General features: G+C 50.5%; 30 protein-coding genes and 1 tRNA gene. 8 read left to right on the plus strand and 23 right to left on the minus strand.

Annotated elements, in window-relative coordinates; all coding sequences use genetic code 11:
• Positions 1-101 precede the first annotated feature (101 nt).
• Positions 102-176 (minus strand) — tRNA-Ala (locus VGK02_05035).
• A gap of 399 nt (positions 177-575) precedes the next feature.
• Here VGK02_05035 and VGK02_05040 point away from each other — a divergent pair.
• Positions 576-815, plus strand: coding sequence for a hypothetical protein (locus VGK02_05040; protein HEY3374412.1), 240 nt, complete (start codon positions 576-578; stop codon positions 813-815).
• Positions 816-852: 37 nt separating this feature from the next.
• Here VGK02_05040 and VGK02_05045 read toward each other — a convergent pair whose 3' ends face one another.
• The 4 genes from VGK02_05045 to VGK02_05060 form a co-directional block, all read right to left on the minus strand.
• Complete coding sequence (locus VGK02_05045; protein ID HEY3374413.1) at positions 853-1,947, minus strand: LytR C-terminal domain-containing protein; 1,095 nt, start codon at positions 1,945-1,947, stop codon at positions 853-855.
• Between the two features lies 1 nt (position 1,948).
• Positions 1,949-2,512, minus strand: coding sequence for a bis(5'-nucleosyl)-tetraphosphatase (symmetrical) YqeK (yqeK, locus tag VGK02_05050; GenBank protein ID HEY3374414.1), 564 nt, complete (start codon positions 2,510-2,512; stop codon positions 1,949-1,951).
• 20 nt (positions 2,513-2,532) lie between these two features.
• A complete protein-coding gene (gene nadD / locus VGK02_05055; protein HEY3374415.1) occupies positions 2,533-3,174 on the minus strand; it encodes a nicotinate-nucleotide adenylyltransferase in 642 nt (213 codons plus the stop codon).
• A gap of 151 nt (positions 3,175-3,325) precedes the next feature.
• Positions 3,326-4,363 carry a glycosyltransferase family 4 protein gene (locus tag VGK02_05060; GenBank protein ID HEY3374416.1) on the minus strand — a complete coding sequence of 346 codons (1,038 nt, stop codon included), beginning with the start codon at positions 4,361-4,363 and terminating at the stop codon, positions 3,326-3,328.
• 171 nt (positions 4,364-4,534) lie between these two features.
• Between VGK02_05060 and VGK02_05065 the strand changes: the two genes are divergently transcribed.
• The 4 genes from VGK02_05065 to VGK02_05080 all read left to right on the plus strand — a co-directional run bounded on the left by VGK02_05065 (position 4,535) and on the right by VGK02_05080 (position 7,885).
• Positions 4,535-5,161 carry a uracil-DNA glycosylase gene (locus VGK02_05065; protein HEY3374417.1) on the plus strand — a complete coding sequence of 209 codons (627 nt, stop codon included), beginning with the start codon at positions 4,535-4,537 and terminating at the stop codon, positions 5,159-5,161.
• Between the two features lie 17 nt (positions 5,162-5,178).
• Complete coding sequence (locus tag VGK02_05070; protein ID HEY3374418.1) at positions 5,179-5,820, plus strand: DUF1614 domain-containing protein; 642 nt, start codon at positions 5,179-5,181, stop codon at positions 5,818-5,820.
• A 322-nt stretch (positions 5,821-6,142) separates the two neighbouring features.
• Positions 6,143-6,550 (plus strand): STAS domain-containing protein, encoded by a 408-nt coding sequence (locus VGK02_05075; GenBank protein ID HEY3374419.1) that lies wholly within the window; start codon positions 6,143-6,145, stop codon positions 6,548-6,550.
• A gap of 171 nt (positions 6,551-6,721) precedes the next feature.
• Positions 6,722-7,885 (plus strand): PQQ-dependent sugar dehydrogenase, encoded by a 1,164-nt coding sequence (locus VGK02_05080; GenBank protein ID HEY3374420.1) that lies wholly within the window; start codon positions 6,722-6,724, stop codon positions 7,883-7,885.
• 18 nt (positions 7,886-7,903) lie between these two features.
• On the opposite strand, the gene VGK02_05085 is transcribed toward VGK02_05080, so the two are convergent.
• The 11 genes from VGK02_05085 to VGK02_05135 form a co-directional block, all read right to left on the minus strand.
• Positions 7,904-8,413 (minus strand): nitroreductase, encoded by a 510-nt coding sequence (locus VGK02_05085; GenBank protein ID HEY3374421.1) that lies wholly within the window; start codon positions 8,411-8,413, stop codon positions 7,904-7,906.
• Positions 8,414-8,508: 95 nt separating this feature from the next.
• Entirely contained in the window at positions 8,509-9,930 is a 1,422-nt protein-coding gene (locus VGK02_05090) for an S-layer homology domain-containing protein (GenBank protein ID HEY3374422.1), read from the minus strand.
• 143 nt (positions 9,931-10,073) lie between these two features.
• Complete coding sequence (locus VGK02_05095) at positions 10,074-10,451, minus strand: nitrous oxide-stimulated promoter family protein (GenBank protein HEY3374423.1); 378 nt, start codon at positions 10,449-10,451, stop codon at positions 10,074-10,076.
• A 155-nt stretch (positions 10,452-10,606) separates the two neighbouring features.
• The gene (gene nth, locus VGK02_05100) at positions 10,607-11,245 is read right to left on the minus strand and encodes an endonuclease III (GenBank protein HEY3374424.1); all 639 of its coding nucleotides are present in this window, start codon (positions 11,243-11,245) and stop codon (positions 10,607-10,609) included.
• Between the two features lie 163 nt (positions 11,246-11,408).
• Positions 11,409-12,362 (minus strand): ABC transporter ATP-binding protein, encoded by a 954-nt coding sequence (locus tag VGK02_05105; GenBank protein HEY3374425.1) that lies wholly within the window; start codon positions 12,360-12,362, stop codon positions 11,409-11,411.
• A gap of 36 nt (positions 12,363-12,398) precedes the next feature.
• Positions 12,399-13,529 carry an ABC transporter permease gene (locus VGK02_05110; GenBank protein HEY3374426.1) on the minus strand — a complete coding sequence of 377 codons (1,131 nt, stop codon included), beginning with the start codon at positions 13,527-13,529 and terminating at the stop codon, positions 12,399-12,401.
• Positions 13,526-14,650 carry an ABC transporter permease gene (locus tag VGK02_05115; protein ID HEY3374427.1) on the minus strand — a complete coding sequence of 375 codons (1,125 nt, stop codon included), beginning with the start codon at positions 14,648-14,650 and terminating at the stop codon, positions 13,526-13,528. Before VGK02_05115 ends, VGK02_05110 begins: the two co-directional genes overlap by 4 nt.
• Positions 14,643-15,575, minus strand: coding sequence for an ABC transporter ATP-binding protein (locus VGK02_05120; protein HEY3374428.1), 933 nt, complete (start codon positions 15,573-15,575; stop codon positions 14,643-14,645). The genes VGK02_05115 and VGK02_05120 overlap by 8 nt, the downstream gene beginning before the upstream one ends.
• A gap of 68 nt (positions 15,576-15,643) precedes the next feature.
• Entirely contained in the window at positions 15,644-16,408 is a 765-nt protein-coding gene (locus VGK02_05125; GenBank protein HEY3374429.1) for an efflux RND transporter periplasmic adaptor subunit, read from the minus strand.
• Positions 16,409-16,419: 11 nt separating this feature from the next.
• Positions 16,420-17,751, minus strand: coding sequence for an HlyD family efflux transporter periplasmic adaptor subunit (locus tag VGK02_05130; protein ID HEY3374430.1), 1,332 nt, complete (start codon positions 17,749-17,751; stop codon positions 16,420-16,422).
• Positions 17,741-18,391 carry a TetR/AcrR family transcriptional regulator gene (locus VGK02_05135; protein HEY3374431.1) on the minus strand — a complete coding sequence of 217 codons (651 nt, stop codon included), beginning with the start codon at positions 18,389-18,391 and terminating at the stop codon, positions 17,741-17,743. Before VGK02_05135 ends, VGK02_05130 begins: the two co-directional genes overlap by 11 nt.
• A gap of 221 nt (positions 18,392-18,612) precedes the next feature.
• On the opposite strand from VGK02_05135, the gene VGK02_05140 reads away from it, so the two are divergent.
• The gene (locus VGK02_05140) at positions 18,613-19,050 is read left to right on the plus strand and encodes a hypothetical protein (protein HEY3374432.1); all 438 of its coding nucleotides are present in this window, start codon (positions 18,613-18,615) and stop codon (positions 19,048-19,050) included.
• A 58-nt stretch (positions 19,051-19,108) separates the two neighbouring features.
• Here VGK02_05140 and VGK02_05145 read toward each other — a convergent pair whose 3' ends face one another.
• The 3 genes from VGK02_05145 to ccsA all read right to left on the minus strand — a co-directional run bounded on the left by VGK02_05145 (position 19,109) and on the right by ccsA (position 21,403).
• On the minus strand, positions 19,109-19,666 hold the full coding sequence (locus VGK02_05145; GenBank protein HEY3374433.1) for a hypothetical protein: 558 nt from the start codon (positions 19,664-19,666) through the stop codon (positions 19,109-19,111).
• Positions 19,667-19,754: 88 nt separating this feature from the next.
• Positions 19,755-20,438: a hypothetical protein gene (locus VGK02_05150; protein HEY3374434.1), complete on the minus strand. Its 684-nt coding sequence runs from the start codon at positions 20,436-20,438 to the stop codon at positions 19,755-19,757.
• Positions 20,439-20,449: 11 nt separating this feature from the next.
• Positions 20,450-21,403 (minus strand): cytochrome c biogenesis protein CcsA, encoded by a 954-nt coding sequence (gene ccsA / locus VGK02_05155; protein ID HEY3374435.1) that lies wholly within the window; start codon positions 21,401-21,403, stop codon positions 20,450-20,452.
• A 210-nt stretch (positions 21,404-21,613) separates the two neighbouring features.
• On the opposite strand from ccsA, the gene VGK02_05160 reads away from it, so the two are divergent.
• Both VGK02_05160 and VGK02_05165 read left to right on the plus strand, forming a co-directional pair.
• On the plus strand, positions 21,614-21,982 hold the full coding sequence (locus VGK02_05160; GenBank protein ID HEY3374436.1) for an STAS domain-containing protein: 369 nt from the start codon (positions 21,614-21,616) through the stop codon (positions 21,980-21,982).
• 157 nt (positions 21,983-22,139) lie between these two features.
• Positions 22,140-22,565: a peptidylprolyl isomerase gene (locus tag VGK02_05165; GenBank protein HEY3374437.1), complete on the plus strand. Its 426-nt coding sequence runs from the start codon at positions 22,140-22,142 to the stop codon at positions 22,563-22,565.
• Between the two features lie 14 nt (positions 22,566-22,579).
• On the opposite strand, the gene pyrE is transcribed toward VGK02_05165, so the two are convergent.
• The 4 genes from pyrE to VGK02_05185 form a co-directional block, all read right to left on the minus strand.
• Complete coding sequence (pyrE, locus tag VGK02_05170) at positions 22,580-23,122, minus strand: orotate phosphoribosyltransferase (protein ID HEY3374438.1); 543 nt, start codon at positions 23,120-23,122, stop codon at positions 22,580-22,582.
• Positions 23,123-23,137: 15 nt separating this feature from the next.
• Positions 23,138-23,791 (minus strand): carbonic anhydrase, encoded by a 654-nt coding sequence (locus VGK02_05175; GenBank protein HEY3374439.1) that lies wholly within the window; start codon positions 23,789-23,791, stop codon positions 23,138-23,140.
• A 211-nt stretch (positions 23,792-24,002) separates the two neighbouring features.
• Positions 24,003-25,847 carry a HAMP domain-containing methyl-accepting chemotaxis protein gene (locus tag VGK02_05180; protein ID HEY3374440.1) on the minus strand — a complete coding sequence of 615 codons (1,845 nt, stop codon included), beginning with the start codon at positions 25,845-25,847 and terminating at the stop codon, positions 24,003-24,005.
• Between the two features lie 463 nt (positions 25,848-26,310).
• The coding region (locus VGK02_05185) for a hypothetical protein (GenBank protein ID HEY3374441.1) at positions 26,311-26,562 on the minus strand (252 nt) is incomplete at its 5' end.

Raw genomic sequence — 26,562 nt, forward strand, 5'->3', positions numbered from 1 at the left:
CGTTTGCCGGTAAAATAAAAAAGCCTTTCATCCTGTAAGGGACGAAAGGCTAATCCGCGGTACCACCCTTTTTAGTAGAAAAGCAGCTGCGAAGACTGCTTTGGTGGAGCCAGAGGGATTTGAACCCTCGACCCCTTGGCTGCCAGCCAAGTGCTCTCCCGCTGAGCTATGGCCCCATGTATTCTACTCGCTCATCGGTATTATAACGGTTACCACCCGCGCTGCCTAGACCCGCATATACAATATTGTACGCCGTACGCAGCGTGTCGTCATTGCTATAAAACGCGAGTTTTACCAGCAGGCTCTGAGGCGAGTTCGACTGCAATGCTACCGGCTTACACCCGCCGCCGGCTCTCTGCAAGCGAAGGCAGGTCTACTACTCCTCATCATAGCCTTCATCTGAAATTACCCTACATATATTAATGACTCACCAGCGTAAAGTCAAATGAAGAGAAGAGCTTACGCGAGCCCTTTAAGAATCGCTATCCGGTCTCTTCCTCCTGCCATTTATGGTGCGGGGCATCTGCCCATAAACGTTCGAGCTGATAGAAATCCCGCTGTTCCTGGGTGAAAATGTGGATAACGACCGCGCCGTAATCCAAGAGCACCCAATCCCCTCGCTTATCACCTTCGATGCCTACTTTTCGCACCTTAAGGTCATGCAACCTTTCTTCGATGCCGTCCGCGATACTCTGAACCTGGCGGTTGCTTTGCCCGCTGCAAATTACAAAGTAGTCGGTGATAACAAAAATCTTGCTAATATCGACAATGATTATGTCGCTCGCCTTTTTATCCGAAGCGACCGACGCGGCTAATTCTGCGATTTCTTTAGCTTTCAGCTTTCATCCTCCTCTACTTGGCCGGCTTAAGATCTTGCCCTGCGATAATGGCTATTTCAGCAACATCCTGTGAAACCGGGTGATACACTACATCACCAACACCGAGCAATTGCTGAACAATCTTAGCCTTGTCCATAACATCCTCTTTATATGCAACTATCTGCGTTGTTTTATAGTCAAAACTGCTCGCGTTTTTCACATCAATAATCATATAACCGCTCGGCACCAGCTTGTCGGAAATCTGCTTGCCGGCACCGGGTTTACCCGAGCCGTTAAGAACAATGATTCTTACCGGCTGCGTCTTTACTTCTATCTTTATTCCCCATAACGATTCGACTAGTTTGCTGATTTCTTCGTTATTCGGCTCATAGAACGGTTCACCGTTTATACTTATATATTTAACCGGCAACGGTACTATATTAATTTTCGATGCATCGATCTTAGAAATCGCTGCACCGTACGCTTGTTTATCTCCTTCAAAAAGGCTCGTCTCGATTGCTTTTTCAAAGGCGACCTGAAAGCGATTATCGCTTACAAGCGTCTCAAAATCTTCGTAATGCATGACAATATGGCTGTCGGTCTCAATGTGCAATAAATCCTGTACCGCCTTTTTTGTCGATGCGAGGCCCATATTAAACGATTCGCTGATTTGGTCGGCGCCAAGTCCGGTGATGTTAAGATAGGTCCTCTCCGGAATATTCACCGCCTGTATTATATTGTTTGCCAGATCGATCTTGGCCAGCAGAATCCCTTTTGCGACTTTACGGTTGGCTATCTCTTGCACGCCGATCATTAACACATTCGAGACCTGTTTTGTCTGAGCGGTCGTGCTCTCGTCGCTGCTCGCAGCAGCTTTTTCGTCGTGAACAGCCTGCGCTGGTTCGGTCGTCGATGTAACTTTGGTCGTAGTTGTGATGACGGCGGCACGTTTCGCACCAGGATTGCCGAGCACCTTGAATGCAACAGCACCCCCGACCCCGGCCGCAACTACTAACAGTATTACCAGCGAGATCACAACCCACACACGACGCCGTTTCGACCGCTTAGTGCTACGGTGTTCAAATCGCGAATTATTTTCATACTCTACATCATCAAAAAAGTCGCCCATATCACTCCGCAATCAGCTTATTCCATACATCCAAGGTCATCGGATGTATCAAGTGCTGCGTCTTTACTACGTGCCCAAGCGTTTGTATATATGCGGCCCTGAACGCCTCGTCTAAATCTTCCAGGGCAATTCTTCGTATTCGGTCAAGCCCCTCGTATGGTCTGCCGGGTTCTATCAAGTCTGCAACATATATAACTTTATCGAGTTCAGACATATCGAGTGCACCAAACGTGTGGCACTCTATCGCGTGCGCTATCTGTTCATCGACGCCGAATTCGCTTTGCGCCAAGCGGGCAGCAATCTTAGCATGTAAGAGATACGGGCGTCGCCGCTCGACTGGGTAAATATCGAAACCCAGACCCTCCGCAGCCGTTAGCAGTTCCCCGTGACCCATCGATTTCGTACAATCATGTAACAATCCTGCCACATATGCCGTATGCTCATCAAGTGAAAATGCGCTTGCCATCCGAGCGGCGGTTTCAGCTGTTCGCAAGCAGTGCGCGTAATGGTCGGGCCGCAGCCTCGCTTGCAGGTTCTTCTTTAGCACTTCAACGTTATATTTCATTATCTGTTCGCGTGCCCCTGTTATTCATCTCTCCAGAATTTACACTTATAGATATAGTTGGCAACCCCTTCGGGGACTAAATACCGGATAGGACGATTCTCCCGCACCCTGTTTCTGATGTCGGTTGAGGAAATTGCAAGCGCCGGTATTTCCATAATTGATACCTTTGGCCTGCCCTTTTCTATACCCTTATCCTCAGGTAGAACGTGAAGCTTCTTGAACTTTTCCAGACTGTAGCCCGGTCGGGTGGCGGCAATAAACTCGGTGAGTTCAACCAGGTTCTCGGCATCCTTCCAGGTTAATATTTCCCACACCGCGTCCGCACCGGTAATAAAGAACAAGTCGGTTTTCGGACCATAATGTTTATGCAGCTCACGAAGCGTATCTATTGTGTACGAAGGCCCTTTTCGCTCGATCTCAAGCCGGGATACCTCAAAATCCGGATTTGACGCGGTCGCAATTACAGTTAGGAGATACCGCTCTTCAGCCTGGAGGATTTCCTTATTGGCCTTATGCGGCGGTTGCCCCGACGGCATAAAGATCACCGAATCCAGATTAAATTGTGAGAGTGCTTCTTCGGCGGTTACCATGTGCCCGTAATGGATAGGATTAAATGTGCCACCCATTACCCCTATGCGCGCCCGGCTGTTCTTACGTTTCATCGCTTATGTATCCTTCGAATATATTCCTAATGGGTAAAGACGGTAATACCGTTATTATAGCAACAAATAACATATCAGCTACTAGATAATAGCGAATAGTTGCATGCTTTTAGGAGTACGGGCGGTAGGCAACGACGGTTTTTCCTGTGTTCTAGCTACCGTAGAGCACGGCTCTGTACGCGGCTTCATACCCGGCAACCATCTTTTCGATAGAGAAATGTTCTACAACGTGCCGGCGGCATGCATGTGGACGTATCTCGGGGACATGATTGAGCGCTTCTACTAAATCATCAAAAGAATCTCCAAGAAAACCGCATACCCCACCCTTGATAATTTCAGGAGCCGCTCCCCGCCGAAGCGCAATAACTGGAGTGCCGGCTGCCAGCGACTCGGTTATTACCAGGCCAAACGGCTCCTCCCACTGGCTCGTGAACAGCGTAGCGTAAGCGTGCTTAAAGAGGTTGAATTTTTCCTCGTTTGAGATATCTTCCAATATCTCAATATCCGCTCCCGGCAGAAGCGGTTTAATGGTTTCTCTGAAATATTCTTGTTCATGGGCTTCGGTCATCTTAATCGCCATCACTAACTTGCGCTTAGACACCACAGCGATTCGAATCGCCAGGTCGAGGCCTTTTTCCCAGTTGACCCTTCCGACAAAAAACAGGTAATCGCCTTTTTGATCGGAATACGGAATGGCGTCGACGTCTATGCAGTTATGTACGGTGGATACAAAATTGATGCCGTCTTCTCCAAACAGCTGGCGCTGCCTATTACTGATGGCCACAAAGTAGTTATTCTGGCCAAAGGCGCTCATGCGGCGGGCCAGCTCGGCCATCCCCCGTTCAGCCGGGCCATGCAGCGTATATACGACTTTCATGGGCAGCCAGGTGTTATGATACATCGTATGATCGTGAATAATATCGGCTTGTTCCAAATAGCTCCGAACAAACGCATACTCTGAAAGTGCGGAGGAAAGTGGTTGACCGTATTCCTGCCAATCCTGGCCTATATGCCGTTTGACGAGCGGTATGAGACGCGCTTTGGTTATGGAGTCGCCCGGTGCTAAGAGCAACACATCATGCCCCCGGTCTACCAGGCCATCGACCAACTTACTAATCACGAATTCGGTCCCACCGTAACCCTTTGGCGGAACCGAAAGCCATGGCCCGGCAACAATAGCGATTCTCATTTAGACCCCCTGCGAAATCGTTTTTTGTCTGGTTCCAAGCACCTTGAGCACTCGGACGCAGTTATATGTGCGCGTTACGTTATACCGCATATCCGGCAGAAGAAAACGTCCGTGGCGATAGCAGATTGAAGCAATAGTTTATGCCTGCTTGATTTGCGGTATGCACAAAATATGGCTAAACCTAGTGATAATAAAGCTATTCGAGATGTTATTGCGGATATTGAGGCGTGTGCAAATTGCCGCGATCTGGCCGGTGTAAGCGACGTGCCGGTATTCCCGCGCGGCAATCCCAACGCGCCGGGCGTGATTGTGGGCGAAGGACCCGGCGAGCAAGAGGAGCGAGAACAGCAACCGTTCGTCGGTGCATCGGGCCGGCTGCTTCAGAGCACCCTTGAAGGTCTGGGGTTTGATGTAGCTCGCGATTTTTATATCACCAATGTCGTCAAGCATCGGGCCTTTGAACCCCTGCCATCAGGTAAAAGGAAGAACAAACCGCCTACGGTTAAGCAGATTAACGCTGAACGGCAATTCTTAGAGCGTGAACTCGAAGCCGTACATCCTAAGCTTATCGTTACACTCGGAGCTAAGGCGAGTCGGTGGTTCTTAGGAAAAGACTTCAAGCTCACCCAGGATCACGGCAAGTTTTATAGATGGCACGCCATCCCGGTGCTTCCCACGTTTCATCCGGCGGCGGTCTTACGAGCCTATAGTATTGGGGGCGGCGAAGGCAGGCTGCAGGAATTTGCGCGTGACCTCGCGAAGATACGAGAGATTATTCAACCCGGCAAGGCCGCATAACGGAGGAACGCAACTAGATGAGACGCTCGATTATAATCGGATTAATATTCTCGTTCCTACTATCTCTTTTATTCGTACTGTTCCTGGTAAATGCAGTAGCAATATCGTTCACAAAGCTCGGGTTAACCGTACAGCAAACGTTCGCGATATTTCTTGCCGTGCTTATCGGCGGCTATATAAATATACCGGTGTCCCGCCGCAGGGTTGTTGTTACGGAGCGCAGGGCGCTGCCGTATCCTTTTTTCTACTACCCGCCTCAAGTTGCTGAACAGGTGATATTTGTTAATGTCGGTGGTGCGGTAATACCGGTATTGCTCTCGCTTTACTTCCTGCCAAAGGCGCCTCTTGAGCCTACAATTATTGCGACTTTTATTGTTGCAGCGGTCGCCAAGGCCCTGGCACGCCCGGTACCCGGTGTCGGTATCCAGATGCCGGCTTTTATTCCGCCGATAGTTTCGGCATTTGTCGCGCTTTTGCTGGCACCAGGCCATGCTGCAGTGGTTGCATACATCTCGGGTGTGATCGGGACGCTCGCCGGGGCCGACCTCCTTAACTTGGGAAGAATCCGCAAAATCGGTTCGCTTGCAGTCAGCATAGGCGGCGCCGGCGTGTTCGACGGCGTGTTCCTGGTCGGCATCATTGCTGCCCTGCTCACGTAGTTCTTTATCACAGCGCTTCTCACATGGTTTTTGCCTCAGCGTTTCGTGCCCCTTGATACTGTTCCTACCCTGGTACTATAAGTTATAGTGATTGACATATTTAACCATGCGGCGTATACTTTTTTACTGACCAGCAATTATTTTCACACAATTCCTTTGCATTATAACGTACCGTTATCATGCCATTTATTTAGAGGCCTTACGGAATGGGTCCTAGTGCAAGCAAGACTTTCAAGTAAGCAAACGCTTTATTGAACACATGTAATTCGCAGTACTAATCGAAAACGCCTCGCTTGGAAAAAGTAGTTTTGGAGGCGTATGTATGGCTCAAAGAGCAGTTGCTAAGAAGATTGAAGAAACTCCAAGCGGTAAAACAACCCGTCGCACCGCCCGTTCTCGCAAGAAGGCTTTTAGCTACTCGGTTCAATGCGACCTCACAGGCACATACGAAGTAACTTTCTGCGGTTGTATGACCGGCCAGTTTTTAGCGACAAACCGGTTTGCAACAAGCGGTATCAGCAACGAGCAAATCGAACAGGCGCTCCTTAACTTGACCGATGTAACTGAAGTTGACGATGATGGAATCGAGCTACTGCTGCAACTGATGAGGAAGTTGGATAAACATAACATCCGGTTCCAGCTTATTTACAGCGATGGCAAGATCGGCTCGATGATAGAATCATCCGGCGTTGCGAGCTATTTTGCGCAACCGACATGGGTATACGCGTAGTACCCCACAGTACCCAATATTGAAAGTGCAGTCCTGCTCCGCCCACCAAATGCAGACGCAGGCATAAAGAATGAGCTCGGTCGATGACGGAGCTCATTCTTATTTTTCCTCCGGTCATAAAAACTACAAAATATAAAGCTTAAAACCTTTTATCTGGGGTACAAACTACGCATGAAACGATACAGCCTTGCATCTATTACGATTTTCACCATAGTAGCGGCACTTGTTATATCGGGGCTCATATCCGGATGCACAACCCAACAACGATCGCGAACGCGGACTACGGCGAGCTCAACGACAACTACGTCTACGGTCACGACGTCGACCAGCCCGCCTACCGCCGCCTCAGCAAAAACCACGACCCTGCCTAATTCTATTACAGGTCTTAACGAGCCGATTTCTATGGCGTTTGCCCCTGATGGACGTGCTTTCTTTACAGAGCGAATCGGCCGCGTCCGAGTTATTGAAAACGACAAACTGCAGAGCAAACCGTTTATCACGGTCACCGTGCCTAATCTGTCGGGCTACCATGAAACCGGTCTTCTAGGCATTGCACTTCACCCGGATTTTGCGACGAATCCTTACGTGTACGTCTACTACACGTACCCCGACGGGAATCGCATGTTTAACAGGGTGGCGCGGTATAAGTTCGGGGGTACGGAGACGCCGAAAGAAGATGTACTGATAAACCGTATCCCGGCCGGACGTATCCATAACGGCGGCATCCTGGTCTTCGGGCCCGACGGCAACCTCTATATTTCAACCGGTGAGACCGGCAACCCGGCACTCGCCCAGAATCTAAATTCAACCGCGGGAAAGATATTGAGAATAACCCCAAACGGCGGTATTCCGGCAAATAATCCGTTTCCTCGCTCACCGGTATTCTCTTACGGCCATAGAAACGTTTTCGGCATAGCGTTTAATCCGGCAACGGGTGCTTTGTTTATTACCGAGAACGGACCCAGCAGCGACGACGAGATAAACGTTATCCAGGCTGGAAAGAACTATGGCTGGCCGAACGTTCTCGGTAAATCAACAAATCCCAAATACACGAACCCGATTCTCGTATACAGCACGGTAATCGCTCCAACCCAGGCACTTTTCTATACAGGAAATAAATTCTCCACAATCAAAGACCAGTTCGTATTCGGCACGTATGATGCAAAGAATGTGCACGCTCTGGCTCTGGGCGGCCCCAATGACGCCACGGTTACCAAGGATACCGTGATATTTACCTCAAACCAGCCGATTATCGGAGCATTCCAAGCCCCGAATGGTGATCTATTCTACACAAAAGATACATCGATCCAGAAGATCACAGCGCTGAGCAAATAGCCGCCTGCGGCTGTTACTCTAAGCTTCTTCTCTGTAAAATACCAACCTGTCGAGTTCTTCACGCCTTCCGGCCAGGTTTGACGGCTCCGGATGGCCGAGCGTGATCACCGCCATGAGCTCAAGGTTATCAGACGCACCGACAGCCGCTTCAACCAGGTGCCGGCCGGCAAGAATCTGCCCAACCCAACACGCGCCTAATCCTAGCGACGCCGCTGCTAGAAGCATATTTTGCATGCACGCCCCGATTGACTGCACATCTTTTGTCCTGTCATAGGCGGTCGAGTTATCGAGAAAAACGGCGATAATTACGGCGGCATCAATCATAAGGGATGAGTATTTTGTTGCCTGTGCGAGCTTATCTTTTGTTTCTTCTTTTCGTATAACGGCAAAGCGCCAGGGCTGATTATTAAGCCCCGACGGGGCCCATCTGCCGGCTTCAAGAATTACGTCGATGTCCGCATCGCTTACCGTCTCTCCGGTATACCTTCTTACACTTCGCCGTGTTCTTATCACATCTAGGACTTCCATAACCCCTCCTTAGCTCCCGGCCGGTTGTTTGCAACAGTATACGCCGCACAATATAAATGTGATAGTGAGACAAGCCGTCGTACTGTTTGTGGTGCTCACGGCGAGGCGGTTTCGATGGCAGTTGCAGTGGTAATTGTATCTGTGGCTGTAGCGGTGTTAGTGTCCGTAGCGGCGGTCGCGTCGATGCTCGATCTTACATACTCGGGAGGCTTATCGAGCACCGCGTGCTTTTCAAAAAAGAGCCAATGCAACAATGCAGCCGTTTCGGCGCGCGTCACGGGACTAGCCGGATAGAATTTCCCGTCGGTATATCGCCACGGGAGACCGTACCTCACCGATGCCGCAACATACGGTCGCGCCCTCTCGGAGATAGCGGCTCTATCCGGGAACCCTTGCAGCCACTTATCGATGGTCTCGGTACTTGTATCAACCGGCACCCCGGTCGCTCTAACGCCAATGATTACCGCGTCTTCCCGTGCGGTCTTTTCAAACGGCGCAAATACCGCGCCCGGGGCTCCATCTATAAGACCGAGATTATATGCCGAAACAACTGCCTGGTAAAACCAGTCGGTTGGTCCTACATCGCTAAACGGCTCGGTTGAACCGGGCGCCGGGCCGGTACCGCGTACGATGCACATCACAAACTCAGCTCTCGTCAAATTGTTCGCGGGTTTGAAGGTACCGTCATGGAACCCGCCCATAAGACCCCAACTCGTCACTTCCTTCACATATTTGGCGAACCAGTCGGTATTCTTAACGTCCCTAAACGTAGCTGGAGGCAGTTGTGTGCTGGTAGCCGGTGTTGTTGTCCACGCCGAATTTCCTAGCGTCGTGGATGACGTAGAAGAGCCGGTGCTTTGCCCCGAAAGCGATGTACCGGTGCTTGAGCTCCCGGATGCCGAACTCCGGGACGTGCCCGGCGTAGTCGAGCCGGTGGATGGGCCGGTCCCCGATAACCCCCCGAGCGACGGCAGAGTGGTACTTGCCTTCCCCGCGGCAGAGGTTGCAATTGTACTAACTGCCGGGAAAAACATAGTTGAAAGGTTATTAGACGTCACCGCGCCCCCGCGCTGCAATTTGGCGCTCGCAATACCCGTAATAGTTCCCTTGCGCTTTGATTTGAGGTAGAGCTTAAAGGAGAGCTTCTCGCCGCCGACTATCTGAAACTTACCCCAGTTTACTTTGAGACCTCCACCGAAAGGTACGGCTTCCGTATTCTCAAAGCTCGGTTTGGCGCCGATAACATCGAGCGAAGCTCCGGCGTAAGCGACAAGATTATCCGTAACATTAATGAGCGTTGCGGTTGCTTCCCTGTTTTTAGAACTGACATCTATTTCGCAGGTGACTGTTTCATCAACCGTTGCCGTATCCACTGCGAATGCGGCAACAGAGATTTGTAGCGATGGCTGCCGTATGCGGTGTCTAGCTTTCGCGGGCACTCGCGAATCGAATCCGGCCAGCACCGTGATAACCGCCAGCGCCATAAAATAGGTAATGAGAATTACCATGGGCCGCATGTCTCGCACGAGCTAGTCCCTCCAGGCGGTATGATTTTGGCTAACCTACCTATTCCCGACCCGACCGATACTAAACGTAATTGTCTTTCCCGAATATCGTCCACGACCTGACAGCCAGGTGAAGTGATGAGCAGTGCGGTATTTTATGCAAAATAGTGGATGAGCATATCCAGGCGTCCTCGTTTCGCCAGATATATACCCGAAAACTTCATTGCTTCTCTCATGTTGTCTCGATACAGTGGATGGTAGCAGTGATTAGGGCATTTCTTACACATGGGTTTTGGGTTCATCGGGCAAAGAGCCCGTTTTGCGATGCCGTGGTTTAGCAGCTTTGCGCATTCACTACATAGATACATTTCCGGCAAACATAGCCGGCCGGCATGTTTTCCTTTGTACTCAAAGCGAAGTTTTTCCACCCCGGGATGCCGCTGCCCGCAATAAATGTCGACAAACTTCGCGAGCACTTTTATATCTTTAATAACCTTCGAGGTATATACGGCGGCCATAACCATTATCTCCATAAACACATCTTGCTACATGAGTGCCCGGCATCTTCACAATACCAGCACAGGAACTTAACATACAGCATGCAGGCGACGAGCTCTACTATGCTAAGAATACAGAAATACCGCCGGATTAGCCTTGACCTAAGTCAAGAAAGCGCACAAAAGCGATGTTAAGCGATAAACGCCGAGGGGCAGATGTCGTTGAGAACGCACACGTCACATTTCGGCCGCTTGGCGTCGCACACGGCCCGGCCGTGCTCGATAAGCAGATAGGTAAGCTTGAACCAGTCTGATTGCGGAATGATCCCCATCAGGTCTTTCTCTATTTTCTCCGGGTTATCGTTCTTGCTTAAACCCAAACGGTTGGAAAGCCGCTTTACATGGGTATCGACGGCAATTCCATCGACTACGCCGTATGCGTTCCCGAGAACAACATTTGCGGTCTTTCTGGCGACACCCGGCAGCTTGAGAATCTCTTCCATGGTGGACGGGACTTCACCGTTAAAGCGATCGATGAGCATAGTCGCCGCCCCTTTGATGTTCTTAGCTTTGTTGCGGAAGAACCCCGTAGGCTTGATATCTTGTTCAAGCTCTTCAAGCGGCACATTTGCGAAATCATCGACCGTTCCGTATTTCTTGAAGAGTGTTGCTGTGACCTCATTTACCTTTTTATCAGTGCATTGCGCGGAGAGCATGACGGCGACCAGCAGCTCAACCGGATTGGAAAAGTTGAGCACGATATTCGCATCGGGGTATTCAGCTTTTAATCGCTCGATAATCTCATGAGCTCTGGTATCGGTAGCAATCACAACAATCGTTCCTTTTCACCGGTATGATGTACGGCAGGATTAAAATACACTGCACATCAATTCTATCGTGCAGCGTGAGAAATGCAACTTTATCGGTATACGCGCCTTGTTACCTTTAGCGCAAGCCATACAGGGCCTATTTTATCGTACGTATGGTTGTCTGCTACTCCTGGTGACGCTCCTCTATAAGATTGACAAAGACGTCTTCGAGACTCGGCTCGACAACTTGTATCGAAAACTCGCTTAACCCGGCAGCCTTAAGGTTCTTCTCAAGCAATGGAATAACCTGCTGCGCCGATCCAACCTTGGCATGCACGGTGGCTCCATAAAAATATGCTTCCCCAACCTCTTGTGTCGCCGATATCGCCTGGAGCGCATCTTGAGATGCCTGCATTTCGACCTCGATAATATCACCGGTCATGTGTTCCTTCTTCAGGTCGTCCGGCGTTCCGAGCGCGATCATGTTTCCCTGATAGATAAAACCGATGCGATGACAATGCTCGGCCTCGTCCATGTAATGTGTGGTCACAAAAAGTGTGGTCCCTGCCTCGGCCATGTAATAGAGCATCTCCCAGAAGTTACGCCTACTCAAAGGGTCAACACCCCCGGTCGGCTCATCCAGGAACACCATTTCCGGTTCGTGGATGATCGCGCTGCCCAGGGCAAGGCGCTGCTTCCATCCGGTTGAAAGGTTCACCGCGAGCTCGTTCTCCCGGCCGACAAGACCCGCCATTTCAAGCACGAAACGCTTGCGCTCAATAAGCTTATCGCCCTTCAAGCCGTAGATGCCCCCGAAAAAGTCGAGATTTTCGTCAACGGTTAGGTCATCGTAGAGGCTGAACCTTTGCGACATGTAGCCGATGTGGCTTTTGATCTGTTCAGCTTGGGTAGCAACATCAAAGCCCAAAACGCTTGCTGAGCCACCGGTCGGCTCGAGGATACCGCAAAGCATACGAATCGTCGTCGATTTCCCAGAGCCGTTCGGCCCTAAGAAACCGAATATTTCACCCCTCCTAACCTCGAGCGAGATGCCGTTAACGGCCACAAAATCGCCGAACGTCTTCACCAGGCCGTCTACTATTATTGAATTCTCGTAATTATTTGTACTATTCAACATGCTTCCCCTTACAAAGCGCGTAGTTTATATCGCCGGTTAGTCGGCAAAACGTTTCTGGAATCTGAGCACGCTCGCCGTAAAAATCAACACGCCCAAGAGCGAAAGTATAAGCGCTTGGCTCCACAGTTCATGGATTCCGATTCCCTTCAGGAATATCCCTCGCACGATGACGAGGAAATACCTCAGCGGAATCAGGTAGGTGACGTACTGGATAATTCTTGGCATATTATCAATCGGGAAGATAAAGCCCGACAGCAATATCGCCGGCATCATGAAAAACATAGCCGTCATCTGCGCCTGATGCTGGGTACGCGAGATTGTTGAAACAAGAAGCCCCTGCCCTATCGTCGTGAACAAAAATGCGATACATAGGACAAGCAGCAAGAGTATGCTACCCCGGAACGGCACGCCGAACCACAACACACCCACACCGGCAATTATACCGAGCTCAATAAACGCTATAGTCACGAACGGCAATATTTTCCCCAGGATGAGCTCCCACCGTTTAATCGGCGTGACGATGAGCTGCTCGAGCGTCCCCCGCTCGCGCTCTTTGACAATCGCAATCGCCGTAATGATGGTGGTGATGATTGTAAGAATTAGACCGATTAAGCCGGGCACCATATAATTAACGCTTCTAAGATCGGGGTTATACCAGACCCGTACGCGCGATTCAACGCTTGAAATATGCGGAACGACGGCCGATATCGCCCCGAGCTTCTTACTCATGAGCTCTTGAGACCGGGCCGCGATGATTCCCTGCGCGTACTGCGTAGCCTGAACGCCGACGTTTGGATCCGATCCATCGAGCACCAGCATGAGCTGCGCCGAACGGCCCGCTTTTATCGATTGCTCGAACCCTTTCGGGACGACGAGACCGATTGTGGCTTTATCCGACCGGATGAGCTGCGGCATGTCCTGCTCGCTGTTGACGCGACCCACGATTGAAAAATAGCCCGCGTTCGTAAACTTTTCCGTTATTACCCTGCTCTCGGCGGTACGGTCGTAATCGACCAGAACGATGCCGATATGTTTGACTTCGGTCTGCACAACGTAGCCGAATAGAATCAGCTGTATAATCGGGGCAATAAACAGCAGCGGCAGCATTCGCCTGTCACGCTTGAGCTGTAAAAACTCTTTTTTAGCCAGCAATAAAGCGCGTCTCATGCTAACGTCCTCCTCAAGCGAACCGACGCGATGACGATCATCAACGTTGCGAATACTACCAGGGCAAGCAGGCTCGGCCAGAGTACCGAAAACCCGACGCCTTTAAGGAAAATCCCCCTGATGACCACCAGGAAGTACCGCGCTGGTATAAGATACGTCATGTACTGCACGATAACCGGCATGCTCTTGATCGGAAACACGAAACCCGATAATAAAAACGCGGGCAAAAATGTTAACAAGAATGCGCCAAAGCTGGCGACCTGCTGTGAATCGGTGGCCGCTGAAATAACCAGCCCCAGGCCGAGCGTACCTGCTACGTAAATAACCAGGCTCGCCGCAAGCAGCCACAGACTGCCGTTCATCGGTACATTAAACAGGAACGTACCGGCCACCAGTATTATCACCGCCTCAATAAACGCAATAATAACGTAGGGTATAATTTTGCCGATGATAAGCTGCCAACCGTGAATCGGCGAGATAATGAGGTTCTCGAGCGTGCCCCTCTCCTTCTCGCGCACAACCGCAACCGAAATACTGATCGTCGTTACCGTCATCATGATGAGCGCCATCAAACCCGGCACAATAAAGTTTACGCTGCGAAGCTCGGGGTTGTACCATACGCGAGCCCGGGGATCAATCGGCGGGACGCCCTGCTGAATCGTGATTCCCCGTTTATAAAGTGAATCGACCGTCGCATTGCTGGAGAACCGGTTGATAATAAGAGACGAGTAGCTCGCTCCGACGCGGGCAAAGTTGGGGTCCGACCCGTCAACGAGTACCTGAACCCTGGCTGTTTTATCGGAACGGATAGTATTTTCAAATCCCTGCGGGATGACGATTGCGACTTTTATCGTACCCTCGTCCAGGCGCTCGGTAAAATCGGCGCTGTCCGGCTTCGCTTTAATATCGAAATAGCCGGAGCTAGAGAAGTTATTGGAAAGCTGGCGACTCATCGTCGTTTTATCGCGATCATAAATAGCGGTTGGAATGTGATTAATATCTAAACTCAGCGCGTAACCGAACATTAGAAGCTGAAAGAGCGGCAGAAATAAGGTAATACCGAGCGTTCTCGGGTCGCGCAGGATATGTATGAACTCTTTTCTCATAATCGATTTAATCATGTATCCTACACCCCCCCTTCATCATGCCGATAAATGCGCTTTCGAGCGTCGGCGCTTTCGGAACGATGGCTATGATATCGACTTTCCCACTAAGATCGTGTTGTAGCTTGGTGACGGCGTCGGTAGCTGAGTCGACCGTAAGCTGCAGGCGTTCCCCATATATTTCAATGTCCCGCACGTATGGCAGCGTACCGAGTACGTCCCGCGCCTTCCGCTGCGGTTTTGCGATAAGCTCGACGATTTCACCGCTAAACAACGCTTTGATTGCATGGGGCGTATCGCTCATCTTAATCCGGCCGTTATCCAGGAAGGCTACCGTTGAACACCGTTCGGCTTCATCCATATACGGAGTCGAGACAAAGAGCGTGATACCGTTGCTGCGAAGCTCCGAGAGAATCGCCCAGAATTCGCGCCGGCTCACCGGATCGACACCCGTCGTCGGCTCATCGAGAAAGATAATATCAGGTTGATAAATAAGCGTGCACGCCAGCGCAAGCTTCTGTTTCATGCCGCCCGACAAGAATTCCGCTCGGCGATCCGTAAACATCTCAAGCCGCGCAAAATGCAGAAGTTCTTTAGTCCTGCGATCCCGCTCGGCGCTGCTCAAACCATAGACATCGGAGAAAAACCTCAGGTTCTCCTCGACCGTTAGGTCGCTGTAGAGATTAAAGCGCTGTGACATGTACCCGATACGGCCCCGCACCGACCCTGGGTTTTTAACGATATTGTTGTCCCAAATACGGACGCTGCCGGCTGTCGGCTTTAGAACGGTCGCAAGTACACGGATGGTTGTCGTCTTACCTGCGCCGTCCGGTCCGACAAGACCGAAGATCTCACCCTTCTCAACGCTTAGGCTAACGTCGTCAACCGCGCGGACGCCCGGATATTCTACTATTAAGTTCTCGATATCAATTACATGCGCCATTAAAAACCCATCTCACAGTTATGCGATCTACAACAAGATGACGCCGAGCGTTCGCACGTTGCGCCAGCTTACTGCAAAACAGCATCGGCCGGCATGCCTGGTTTGAGCTTGTCATCTGAATTCTGGATACGTATCTTGACACCAAAGACCAGATTACTGCGCTGCTCTTTCGTCTGCACGTTTTGCGGAGTAAATTCGGCTTGAGAGGAGATCTCGGTTACCTTGCCCTCAAACGTCCGGTTCGGATACGCATCGACCGTCACGTCGGTCTTCTGCCCGTTTTTCACCCTGCCCAGATTGGTCTCGTCAACATAGATAGTAAGTTCGAGCTGCGATGTTTTGCCTAGCGTCACGAGAGTAGCGCCGGGGCTTACAACCTCACCCTCAGTGTACGGCAAACTGAGAATAACACCGTCGGCGGGGGCTTTGATGCCGGCATAACCCAGCTGGATTTGGGCCATAGCGAGATTGGCCTTAGCCTGGTCGCGCTGCGCCTTAGCGATTTTTATCTGATTAGCGCCGCTGGCGTCGTCGACGCCGGCCTGCGCCGCGTCGACGCCGGCCTTAGCAACTGTTACCTGGTCGCGCAACAGGTTATCGTCAAGCTTGATGAGCATATCGCCTTTTGAAACCTTTTGCCCCTCGGTTACCTTGATGTCGGTGATCGCTGAGGCGATTTGCGAGCCGACATTGAGATCGACCGCCTCAATTGTTCCCGAGCCCGTAATGTTGCCGTTTGACGAACTACTCGCGCCTGCATATGAATACCAACCGTATGCAAGACCGAGCAACAACAAGAGTACAATGGGTATTGCCAACCGCTCCTTATGCATAACCGCTCCTCCTAATGGATCGATATGTCCGCGGGTAAACCCGCTTTTAAGATATCGTTTTGATTTTCTACCTGAACGCTCACTCTCACGACACGGACAAGCTCCAGATCGCTCGTTGTCATATTTGATGGCGCAAATACCGCTTCAGCCCCGACGCCCGTTACGGTTCCCTTAAAAATCCTGTTAAGTTCGCCGTCGATCTTCACGTCGACCGTATCGCCTTTTTTAACACGGGCTACATCATGAAGCGGTACGTAGATGGATAGTTTGAGCGTATCGGCACGGCCTATCGACATGATCGCCTGCCCCGGATACACAACAGAGCCTTCATCAACCCTAATATTTTGCGCCCGCCCATCACTTTGCGCGTGAATTTTTGTTGAATCGAGTATTTTTTGCGCCATTGATACCGCAACTTCTGCCTGATCGCGCCTGCGTAGCAGGATCAAAAGCTTCTTCGAAATTTTTGTCTGCCCCCCGCTGCTCTTCGTGCGCCCCTTATTGATCTTTGTAAGCGCATCGTTCATCTTCGTAATGCCGGCATCAAACTGCTGCTTACCGGCATCGAGCCCCTGATTCGCTTTCGCAATGCCTTGTGCAAGCTGCGATTCGCCGCTCTTAAGCTGCCGCACCGTCGCGTTGAGCGACGCCTCTTTCCGGGCAAGACCCTGCAATGCGCCTTGCGCTTGATTAACACGTTGCGCTTTCGTAGGATCGTTATCGGGAAGCGCTTGCGCTACGGCAAGCGCTAGTTCCGCTTGCGATTTTGCTTCTCGAATAGATGCTAAGCCCGATTCGGCTTGTGCAAGACCGGATCGAAGCGTTGCCAGTTGACGTTCGAGCTGAGCAATCTTAGTCTGCCCTTGCGCATATTTTGATGCAAAGTTGCTCTGCACTTGCACGCGCTTGGCCTGAAGATCGGCTTCGGTCTGGCCGAGCTTATTCTTATTGCTCTGCAAATCGGTCCTTGTCCCCTGCAGGTTCCCTATGGTGGCGACAACCTGGTCGAATTGAGCCTGCGCCTTGGCCAGGTTTTGCCGGGCCATACGGTCATCAAGCATGGCAACAACGTCACCGCGTTTTACTAAGTCGCCCGGTTCGATATTGAGCTTTGCGATAGTACCGACCGGTTTCTGCGGCCCCCGCGTCGCTCCGGGTTTCGCTTGTTTTGTCGGGTCTGCACCGATGACTGCAAGACCTACCGGAATGCTCACAGCGACCTTCTCGGCCTCCAGCACACCGGATGTCGTAACTGTTGAATTTTGTTGTGCTTGAGCGAAGAAAACGGCTGAGAACGCCGCTATGATCGCCAGCGCAGAAACTACCGGCACCTTAGTCTTCATGGTCTACCCTCAAGCTATGAAGTACAAGATCGAGCGTTGTATCGGCTATATCTTTTGCGTTGATCTTGCCGTTGAATGCTTTATACTGCACGAGTTGCCCGATAATGAGACCCATTACCGCTATGGCGGATTTCCTTGTGTTTACCTGCCTAAATTCACCCGATTGTATGCCTTCGTCGATGACGGAGCCCACCAGGGCTAAATAATCCTCTCGTAATCCGGTAATCGTCTCTTTAGCCCGTGAATCATTAATCATGATGTTTTGAACGAAAAATGGGATGACCGGGCCGACTGTTTTGATAGCTTTAAGATGAGTGCGAATGATGGCTTCAAGTTTGCCCGACGCCGTATCGGCTTTCGCCAAAGCCTTGTCTATCTTTGAGAAGGCACGCGTTTTTCCGAAACGCAAGAGCATAAGGAGCAGGTCTTCTTTTTTGTCGACGTAGTAGTAGACTGTCCCTTTTGCGATACCGGCGTTATCGGCGATATCTTGAATTGACGCCTCATGGAAGCCTTTTTCGTCGAAGACCTGCGCGGCGCTTGCCATGATCTTCAGGCGCGTCCGCTCGCGTTTGCTCATGGGGCCCGTTTCTTCTTCCAATAGTTCGACAAATTTTTCAGAATCAAATGATTCGGACATGTTCACGGCCTCTTGTTTGCCTTTCGTATTGCCGGCAATGCGAGCGATTACATTATTACCTATATTTTCGACCATTCGGTCAATTTAATTATAGTTTTGTTTCGACCGTACGGTCAATTATTTTCGACCATTTGGTCGAAAATAATTGACAATAATTACTTATTCATTTTCCAAGCTCCTAGTGTGTTATTAAGCACTTGTTTTGGGTAAATATAATATCTATGGATACGGCCTATTGCACAGCACTTGCTACGACGCTCGATCTTGAGAAACAAGGCGAGGCGCCGTATAGAAAGAGCTTAGACAAAGTACAAGACCAATTCGCCCGGCAAGTGCTAACCTTTTTAGCCGATGAGGAAACCGAACACATACGTAAAATCGAGGCTTTCAACGCTTCCCTTCTAGGAGGCGGTGTGTTCGACTTCTCGGTCGAATGCAGTATTAGCGTTCGGCCCCGCATTGCGGTGCTGCTCGGCGAGCGAATCGAGCGGAAAGACGTCAAGATTGACCCCGGCAGCATCGATCTAGATATCTATGAGATGGCGATGGAGATGGAAAAGCGCAGCTACGATGCGTGTGAGCGTACGCTTCTTCGAGTTTATGCTCACCGAGGAAACGGAACACTACGACCTATTGGCCGCATCGAGGAAGTATCTTGAGGATCCGGCGTATTATTTTAGTGATTACGGCGGCTGGATCTTTTCTTAAAACCGTCGGTTAATTTGCGGTCTGAGTTGCAGCCTGAGTTCCGGTCTGTCCGTTATCTACAATCTTCTCGGTTGTCACATTGCCGGAGTGTTGTGACTTAATAAGCGCATCGATGATTTGCGTATCTTTAATCGTTGCGTCGCGCTGAACTTCGAGCAGCCCATTTGAATAATCGGCTCTCACTTGGCCGATCTTGCCCAGCTTTTCAAGTTCGGGGCCTATGGTTTGCACGCAATCCGATCCGCGGAGTTCGTTCATTTTAAACGTTGTGGTTAGAGCATTATTGATAGCACTTGCAGCTACAGCATTGAATATTTCAACGCCCTGCATTTGGGCTGCAAGCGTTGTCGCCGTGGTGGCCCCGTTTGTTGCCGCCTGGTTTGCACCCGACTTTTGGGTTGACTGATATGCGACGATCCCGAAGAATACGACCATCGCTATGATAACAGCCAGCACGGGCGCAGTGTTTACTTTATTTCCAGAAGCCTGCTGTACCGAGACTTCTTGTTTTGCGGCCTTACTCTTGTATGTAACGCCCGTACTTCCCCTTGCCTTTTTTTGAGACATTACGACCTCCAGTGACAAAAACAATCAACGGCTTAATTGTCGCAGGAACACCTGTGCGACGCAATAGCTATTGGTTAATTCTGTAATATTACGTATCGGTATCATACACTGCAGACGCTTCCTGTTGCACTAGTTCTTCATCAACAGCCGGGTTGTTGAAAACGCGCTTGGCAATTGCGGCCAATTCACGCGCGTAAAACGAGAGCACGCACCCCACAGTTATAAGACCGGTTGAGAACCAAAAGACCGCCAGGTGATTCCGCATATCCTTCACCACAAGTAGGTCGATCGCAAACACAACAAATCCCAGATGAAGCAGCGATGAGCCGAGCTGCACGAGAAATCCCTCGCGCTCAAAAGCCAAACGGTCCGATTTGCCGATAAGTAAAACCAATACGATGGTCTGAATTACGCCGGAGATCAGCAGGAAAAACGCGAGGCCTGTGGAAAATCCCCAGGCAAATCCCGTTAATATGCTGATTGAGAGCAAGATGAGGCTTGACTGTACAAGGTAGCTCCTCGGAACAAAGCGCTTTGGAATACACATACATAAAACCAGAATGAGAGCAACTGCAAATGGGAACGCGTACCCGTTCATTTGTTGAAGATATGCGGGATACAATAACGTCTGCGTCCACAGGGGATTCATAACCGAATTGATCCAGCTCTGGATAGTGCCGTACACCGAAATCAGCGAGAGCGCGATCAGTATCACAACAGTTGCAGCCGCAAGAACGAAATCATATGTGCCGGGCTTCTTTACATTAAGCATCTACCTCACCCTTAACCATATGAATGAACACCCGGAATAAAATAGGTCGTGGCATACGTCAGCACGAGTACAAGAAAACAAAATATGCCGAGTATGGCGGTCGTATTCCACATGCCGCGACGGTGCAAGTGCAGCCTTGAGTGTAGATATGCCGTGTAGAACAGCCACATCATAAGCGACATATTGATCTTTGGCGACCACCACCACGGTTGGTTGGCCCAGGCCTGAAGCGCCCACGGGTAGCTAACGAGCATGCCGAGTGTAAGCACGACGTAGCCGAGCTTGGCGTAATTATAGGCGATCGTGTCGTAGATATTGCGCCGTTTTACCAGCATGAATATTGATGCTAAGAACGCCACGACAAGCGTCGCATATGATATGAAAAGCAGCGGTGGATGCACCCACATATATGCTGAGTTATAAAAATAGATGACCCGCCCGTAAAACGATTGAAAGTATTGCGCCTGGATATAAGGGTTGGAGTTAACCATTGCCATCTGGTAATTTCCGATCTCCTGGTGCAGTGCCGGCAGCGGGTTTGCAAAGGGGTCGGAGATGAGCATCGTTAGCACCGTAAACGCGGCAAAAACGATATTGAGCCATACGCTAAACGGCTCTCCCTTATACTTGCGATGGACGACATAGGTAAAGATACCGAGGAACATCGCCCAGAAATACAGCTTCTCGCTTTCGATCCACAGAGGGGCCATAAGTCGTCCCAGGACTTCGCCGTTCGTTGGATTGATAAGCGCTATCGTGGAGTAGATTCTCAGATGAAACCATGCCAATAGCGCAAAGCCTACGACGATAACAGAAACGGTCGCTACAAGAACGCGACCGGTGGATTTGTGCCTGATGAAGCTAACAACGGTAAGCAGTATTGATAAAAACAATATCGCGACAAAGAAATAGATTTGAAACGACTGCACAAGCTCACGAGCCTGTACGTACTCGTTGTATCCCAAGTAAAACTCCTCTTATCCCCCATAAAAGCTGGTGACAACGCACATGCGTGGGATATCTGTAAGCATATCCGTCTCTAAAACCAGATTACACTTATTCTATCAGTAGACGATGGAAATCAGAAGCGTCAACTGGGTGTAATACAAGTTTGCCAAACTACAATAATTTGGGGTACATTCTATGCTAGATGCGCATATGAATTGAGGAGCCTTATGGGCAAAGATATCGCAATTAAGCTAGATTGCATAGACGGTATCCCCATCGTCACTGTTGGCGGCGAATGCGACGCGTTTAGCGCAACATTTACTCACGGCGCGATGACAGCGCTCATCAATGAGGGGTATAAAAGTATCATCATTGACATCGAAAAGCTTGTCTTTCTCGATGTCGCCGGTTTTCATGCGCTCGAAGACTGCTGCAGGATGGCATCAGAATTAGATGGTCAAATACTACTGGTACATCCGGAGAAGCACGTGAAGGAAGTATACGATATGCTTCGCGAGCAAGGCGGGTGCAAAATGGTCGATACGCTACAAGACGCTTACAAGCTTATGGGAATTTCCAACAATATGGTCATTTAATTTCATAGTTGCATGCTTCACGCCTAATATCGCCATCATAAGGCGCGGTATGACAACGTGATTAGAATTTTGAGAAAGCGGTAAAAGAGGTCTAAGCGGGTTCAGGTCGAACCCGTTTTTGAATAGTATCCGCATGATTGTGAAGAAAGGATGTATGATGACGATTAAGAAGGGTTCAACCGTAACAATGGATTATAAAGTGTACGTCGACGGACAGCTTGTAGACGAGACACCTGAAGGTGAGTCGCTTACCTATGTCCAAGGATCCGGACAGATTATTCCCGGGCTTGAAAAAGCGCTTGAAGGGCTCAACTCCGGGGATAAGAAAGAAGTTATCGTACCGCCGGAGGATGCATACGGTGAGTACAGCGAGGAAGCCGTCCTCCACGTACCGCGGACCGACCTACCGGCCGATGTCGAACCCGAGGTGGGTATGCAGCTGCAGGCAACCGGAAACAACGGTGAAATGTATGTCGGCATCATCAGCGATGTCGAACCCGACCATATCGACGTGAACTTCAACCATCCGATGGCGGGAAAAGCCCTGAAGTTTGAAGTTGAGATTAAAGACGTCGAGGGCTAGAGCGCAGGCGTGTTCTACTTCTCTATGCCGAGGTCGCTCGGAGCATAGAGTACTTCAAGCCGGACGCCTTTACCGCGTATGACATCAGCTCCGCCCTGTTCGCGGTCGACCAGGCATATGGCTTTTAGTACGTGAAGCCCTTCCGCCTCTACCGCTTCAATCGCTTCGAGTACCGAGCCGCCCTTCGTGATAACGTCATCGACGATAATTACGTTTGAGCCGGGGGCGACCGGACCCTCAATGCGCTTCATCATGCCGTGGTCTTTCTGTCCTTTGCGCACAAGAAATGCATTTGTCGGCCTCCCCTTCTCATAGCTGCGCACCGCAATCGCAGTAGCAATCGGATCGGCGCCAAGGGTCAACCCTCCTACCGCATCGGCATCCTCAAGCATGTCCGAGAGTATCTCGCCGATAAGAAACGCCCCTTTTGAGTCGAGCGTTACTTTTCGACAATCGATATAGTAGTTGCTCTTCTCGCCGGATGATAATGTTACCTCGCCTAATACTACCGCTTTTTCGCATATGAGCTGGCGAAGTTCCTCTTTATAATCAACCATTACTACCTCCTGATTTTATCCGCCCACCGTTGCTGGAACCAAAAATTCGGCGCTTCCGCTTTCAAGATCGTATTTGGCTCCGACAATAGTGAATGTATCATGTTCTATTTGCCCCCGGATAACACGGCTGCCCTGCTCAATCTCGCGTATGACCGCTTTAACATTCTCAACCACCGCGTCCTCGACAATTGCGGCCGGGTCGGTATACCTGCTCTTCGCGATATCGACGGCCGGCTTAATTTTGGAAGCAATCGCGCGTATGCATGGTGTAGCGTCGTCCCCGTCAAACGTGGTCTTAACAGCGAGACAGTCGCTGTGCCCGAGCACCACGAGAAGGGATACACCCATGTACGTTACCGCATATTCGATGCTACCGAGCGCCACATCATCGACTACGTTTCCCGCAACCCGCACAACAAAAAGGTCGCCGATGCCTTGATCGAAGATAAACTCCGGCGGAACGCGCGAGTCCGAACAGCCTAAAATGATGGCGAACGGCTGCCGCTTGGCGGCGACTTCATGTCGCTTGTTGGGCCCAATGTCTCTGCGGCCCGTTTCCCCTTTGATAAACCGTTCATTGCCTTGTTTAAGCAAATCTAATGCTGCATCGCCGGTCAGATTGATTGACTGCGGTAGCTTGAAATTTTGTTTATTGTTGTTGCGGCTCATCGCGTATATTCCCCTACATAATGCTAGTTGATTGGCCGGTAATACAATTGTTGTAATGATACCATCCCATTAGGGGAACCGCCAGCAACCGATCTTACACCGACGGCGTACGGTGAGAGTACGCACCCGTATGGCACATGGAATAACCCGTACACGGGTGGTGTCGATGGTAATAACTACAGCGACCCACAGGCTTATGTGAATACGGAGGTTACGCAACCTTGAAGTAGCTGACGTCTTTCGCAAGGCGATTTGCCATGTCCGCCAGATCGTTGATTGATGAGACGATTTCCTGGATCTGGGCGCTCATCTGCTGTGTTGCCGCCGATACTTCCTGAGAGGAAGCTCCGTTTTCCGCGACAACTGCGGCTATTGATTCAATCGATGTGACGATCTCATCGCCTTTATTGGCCACCTGCTGGACAGATCCCGCGATTTCATCAATCATCTGATCGGTATCTTCAACGGTGGTTAATATCTTGCCGAGTGAGTCCCCGGCCTCATGCGCAAGCGAAGTGCCCGTTGTGACCTCGCCGGCCCCACTCTCCATAGCAGATACGGTTTGGTCGGTCCCCTTTTGAACCGCGGTGAGCAGCTGAGCTACTTCGCCGGCGGATGAATTCGCGCGTTCTGCCAACTGGCGTACCTCATCGGCGACAACGGCGAATCCCTTGCCGTGCTCCCCGGCCCTGGCTGCCTCGATAGCGGCATTTAGCGCCAACAGATTTGCCTGGGCGGCGATATCGCCAATAACTTTTACGATGTTTCCGATCTGAGCAGAGTATTCACTGAGCTGACTTATCTTTTGAGCCGACTCGCCGACGGTTTCGCGAATTGAATCGCTTGCGACTTGATTAATGATAGTCGACATCTGGCTGACAGCGCCCAAAATGCCGTCGATAGAACCGCTTTGTGAGCTGGTGCCTTGGGCGACCTGCTCTATTGTATGCGCGATTTGGGTTGTCGCAGTGGCGGTTTGGTTGGCGGCTTCTTTTAATGAGTCGCTCGCCCGTTTAAGCTGGTTGGATGATTCTGAGATTTCTATAACCAGGCGGCGTATGCGTTCAAGCATGACCGCGAATGTGGTTCCGATTTCTTCGAGCTTAACCAACATGCCGTTGAATGCTCGCGCAAGGCTGCCGATTTCATCGTTTGCCTTGTGCTCGATTTTGACGTCGCCAATATCAAAACACCCGGTATGGCATCTGGTGAGATCTCCTTCTGAGACCGCCTGCATTTCTGTAGCAAAACTCTCCAAACTATTGTTTACAACATGCGTTGCAGCCGATGCGATCTTCTTTATCGGGCTCACTATGGTGCGGGCGATAAACCATGAAGCCAAACCAATAAGAAGCGCTGCGCCAAGCAGTACAAAACCAATCATCGCTTTAAAAATGCGGGCATTGTTCTCAGCGATCGTAGCCTGAACCCGAGCCATCGAAAATCCGACGCGGAACCCGCCCCAGTGTTTGCCGTTTACGTAGATGGGAGCTGAGACATCCCACATGGTCTCGCCTGTATCGCGCTTATACACCTGCTGCAATACTTCCCCTGTATGCCTGCCTGCTTTCAATCCTACGGGATCATTAAAGAGTCGTTTTGTCCGGTTTGAAGCTACGTCTTTCGCACCGCTTGCGTACTTAGCGTTGTGCGTGGGCAAGAAGCCGTTTGTATCGACAACCGCCGCAAACACCACGTCGGTGTCCTTCAAATACTCGTCTTCTATGCGCTGAAGCGCTTTATCAGTAAATGCATCGTATGCGGTATGGTATTTTTGCGGGTTAGTTCCCGGTATGGGCTTGTAGCTGACATCAAACAAAGCCTTTTCGCTGATTTCGCGGTTCTTTATGGCGGTCTCAAACATATCGCCGGTCGCACGAGCGCCGCTTAACGCGATAATCCTGCCTTTTGTGAGAAGCGCGTTCTCGATTACCTGGTACTGAGATGACGCTACATAATAAGCGAAAACTCCGAGGAGAAGACCGACAACACAAACGATTGCCAGTGTGGCTTTGATCTGTATTCTTCCGGTTACCAGTTCTGTTAATTTACCCATTGCGCCAGACCCCTATCCGATTTCGTAGTAAAGCTGTTTCAAGTTAGCTAATGTGATCGTTAGAATAATAACGAGTACGTCTTTAGCCTGTATCGTCGTCTTGTTATGATACGCGTTAGGAAGCCAACGCGTACAAAAGAACGGCCGGCGATCATTAGTAAGACCCTTGTCGAAAACGATGCCGTCAAAATCGTGCTCTTTACGCTGGATAAGGGGTAATCGCTCTCAGATCATACGGCCGGGGCTCCGGCGATAATCCAAGTAATCCGGGGTAAAGCCAAGATAAAACCGGGCGATGCAGTACATGATGCCGTATCGGCAATCGAGGATATGGTCTTCTTGCTTACGCTTATACGCTAGGACTCTTGCAAAGCGCTGAATAAGTAGAAGTACTGAAACATAAAGACGACCTCCGCGCTTGGAGGCCGTCTTTCTTCTATAAGGCGTTACCCTATGTAATTTATTACAGGTTGAAGCTTGAAACCAGACGATCGAGTTCCTCGCTCATCGCCGAGAGTGATTGGGCTTGGGCCGCGATCTCCTGAACGCTGGCCGACTGCTCTTGGGCCGATGATGAAACTTCTTCGGCCGATGCGGCCGCCTCTTCACTTGAAGCCGCAATCGAGTCAACGGCATTTACTACCTGGCTGGTCGATGCGGCGACTTCTTCGGCGGTCGCCGAGGTCTCTTCGCTGATTGCCGCGATCTGCTCGAC

The sequence above is a fragment of the Candidatus Aquicultor sp. genome, from assembly GCA_036504445.1.
Classification (GTDB): domain Bacteria; phylum Actinomycetota; class Aquicultoria; order Aquicultorales; family Aquicultoraceae; genus DASXVE01.